General features: G+C 62.0%; 3 protein-coding genes. 2 read left to right on the top strand and 1 reads right to left on the bottom strand.

Features of this window, described 5'->3' with window-relative positions:
- On the bottom strand, nucleotides 1-191 hold a 191-nt coding region (locus JQK15_RS26295), incomplete at its 3' end, for an aldo/keto reductase (RefSeq protein ID WP_214869571.1).
- Between the two features lie 30 nt (nucleotides 192-221).
- On the opposite strand from JQK15_RS26295, the gene JQK15_RS26290 reads away from it, so the two are divergent.
- Entirely contained in the window at nucleotides 222-1,310 is a 1,089-nt protein-coding gene (locus tag JQK15_RS26290; RefSeq protein ID WP_353047277.1) for a Gfo/Idh/MocA family protein, read from the top strand.
- A 117-nt stretch (nucleotides 1,311-1,427) separates the two neighbouring features.
- On the top strand, nucleotides 1,428-2,703 hold a 1,276-nt coding region (locus JQK15_RS26285; protein ID WP_214869569.1), incomplete at its 3' end, for an LLM class flavin-dependent oxidoreductase.

The following is a 2,703-nucleotide window of genomic DNA, read 5'->3' as shown; positions in this document are numbered from 1 at the left end:
GGTGTGTCGCAGCCATAGATGTCCGCCGTGTCGAGCAGGGTGATGCCGGCGTCCAGCGCCGCCTCCACCCTGGCGCGGGCCTCGGCGATATCCTCACCGGCGAGGCGCCACATGCCCCAAGCGATAGGGAAAACAGAAATTCCACTCTTGCCGAGCGGACGCGGTTCGGGGGATAGGCGCAGCGTCGTCATGGACGGCTCAATGGCACAAGGAATTTCCCAGTGGTAGACACTATACGTTATGGTCTCGTTGGAACGGGCATGATGGGCGTCGAGCATATCCGCAACATCCTGATCCAGCCCGGCGCGACCATCACGGCGATCGCCGACCCGGTCGAAGCCTCGCTGGGGTGGGCGCGCACGGCGCTGGGGGATAAGGCGAACGCAGTCGCCAGCTATGATAGTGTGGCTGATCTCGTGAAGGGCGGACTGGTCGATGCGGTAGTCGTTGCCTCGCCCAACTACACGCACCGAGCGGTGCTCGAGCCCTTGCTTGAAAGCAATCTGGCGATCCTGTGCGAAAAGCCGCTTTGCACCACGGTCGAGGATGCGCGTTGGGTCGTTAACCAGGTGAAAGGTCGAGCTGCCCCTTTCTGGACCGGGATGGAATATCGCTATATGCCTCCCGCTGCCGCTTTCATAGAGCAGGTGCATGGCGGCCGCATCGGCAAGCTCCAGATGCTGTTGATCCGCGAGCATCGCTTCCCCTTCCTGGTGAAGGTGGGCGACTGGAACCGGTTCTCAGTCAATACCGGTGGCACGATGGTCGAAAAATGCTGCCATTTCTTCGATCTGATGCGCCTGATTGTCCAGGCAGAGCCAGTGCGGGTCTATTGTTCCGGCGCGATTGACGTGAACCATCTCGATGAACGCTATGACGGTCGGCGCCCGGACATTATCGACAACAGCTTCACCACCGTGGACTTTTCCAATGGCGTGCGTGCGATGCTGGACCTTTGCATGTTCGCCGATGGCGTAGAGCATCAGGAAGAAATGTCCGCCACGGGCGACAAAGCCCGCCTCGACGTACTGATCCCGCCCGGAGATCTGGTCTATTCGCCCCGCGTGGGTTTCGGGAATCAGAAGGCCGTCGAACGCAGCCATGTGCCGGTCGATCCGGCGGCAATGCAGGCCGGTTCCCATTATGGAGCGACCTATTACCAGCATCAGGCTTTTGCCAGGGCGGTGCGGGGCGAAGCTATGGTCGAAGTGACCGCCCTCGACGGGTTGTGCGCGGTCGGCATCGGTCAGGCGGCTGAGATCAGCGCGCGGGAAAAGCGTGTCGTGGAGTTGGCTGAGCTGGGTTTCTAAACAGACGGATGACCGAGAGCTTTTACATTAGTGTCGCATGACAGCCTATGAGAAGCCCTCGTTATCCCGGCATAGGCGAGGCGGTTAGGATCATCTCATCCAAAGGAGATGATGATGATGGCCGATCAATCACGCCGCCAACTGCATCTGGGCGCGATCCTGGAGGGGGTGGGCGCCAACCAGTCGAGTTGGCTCGATCCCGATCTACCGGGCAACGCCAGCATCGATATCGGCTGGTATATCGATCAGGCCCGGCTTGCCGAAGCAGCGGCCTTTGACCTCGTCTTCATCGTCGATTCCCCCTATATCACGCCCGATACGGCGCCGCATTTTCTCAACCGGCTGGAGCCACTGACGCTGTTGTCGGCGGTTGCCGCGTCGACGTCGCGTATCGGCCTCGTCGGCACGCTTACCACCTCCTATTGGGAACCCTATAATGTCGCGCGCCAGTTCGGCTCGCTCGATCATATCAGCCATGGCCGGGCCGGCTGGAACGTGGTCACCACGGGTCTTGAAGGGGCTGCGCGGAATTATGGCCGGGAAGAGCATTTCGACCATGGCGTGCGCTATGCGCGTGCCCGCGAGTTCGTCGATGTCGTGCGGGGGCTGTGGGACAGTTATGAGGATGATGCCTTTCCGCGCGATCGGGCAAGCGGCATCTTCCTCGACAAGGCCAGGCAGCATCGGCTCGATCACAAAGGCACGCATTTTTTGGTCGCAGGACCGCTGGCGCTCAGCCGTTCGCGTCAGGGGCAGCCGGTCATCTTCCAGGCCGGTGACAGCGATGAAGGCCGCAAGCTGGGCGCGCAGATCGCCGAGGGCATCTTCACCATCGGCGCGGATTTCGACAGCGCGCGGGCCTATTATGCGGACCTCAAGGCGCGCGCCGCAGCGATCGGGCGCAATCCCGACCATATCAAGATCCTCGCCGGTCTGACGCCGATCATTGCCGACAGTGATGAGGAGGCCCAGGCGATCGATGCCGCAGGCCGCGGCGCGCTCGATCTTGGCAAGCTGCTGGTGCAGCTTGGCCGCGCGTTCAACTATCATGACTTCGCCCAATATGGGCTGGACGAACCTTTCCCGGATCTGAGCGGTGTCACCCTCAACAGTTATAAGGGGCAGGCCGAGCGGATCATCCGGACAGCACGGGAGGAGGGCCTGACGCTGCGCCAGGCGGCTTATCGCTTCGGCGACTGGCGATCCCAGTTCATCGGCTCGCCCGAAACGGTCGCGAACGAGATCGAGCGCTGGTTCAGGGAAGGGGCCGTCGACGGCTTCCTGCTACAGGTCACCCGGCCCGAACCGTTCCGCCGCTTCCGTGAGGAGGTGGTGCCGATCCTGCAAGCGCGGGGTCTGTTCCGCACCGAATATGCGCATGACACGCTGCGCG

The organism is Sphingobium sp. BHU LFT2 (assembly GCF_018604485.1).
GTDB lineage: Bacteria > Pseudomonadota > Alphaproteobacteria > Sphingomonadales > Sphingomonadaceae > Sphingobium > Sphingobium yanoikuyae_A.
Note: the sequence above shows the minus strand (reverse complement) of the source record. Positions and strands in the feature narration are given on the sequence as shown.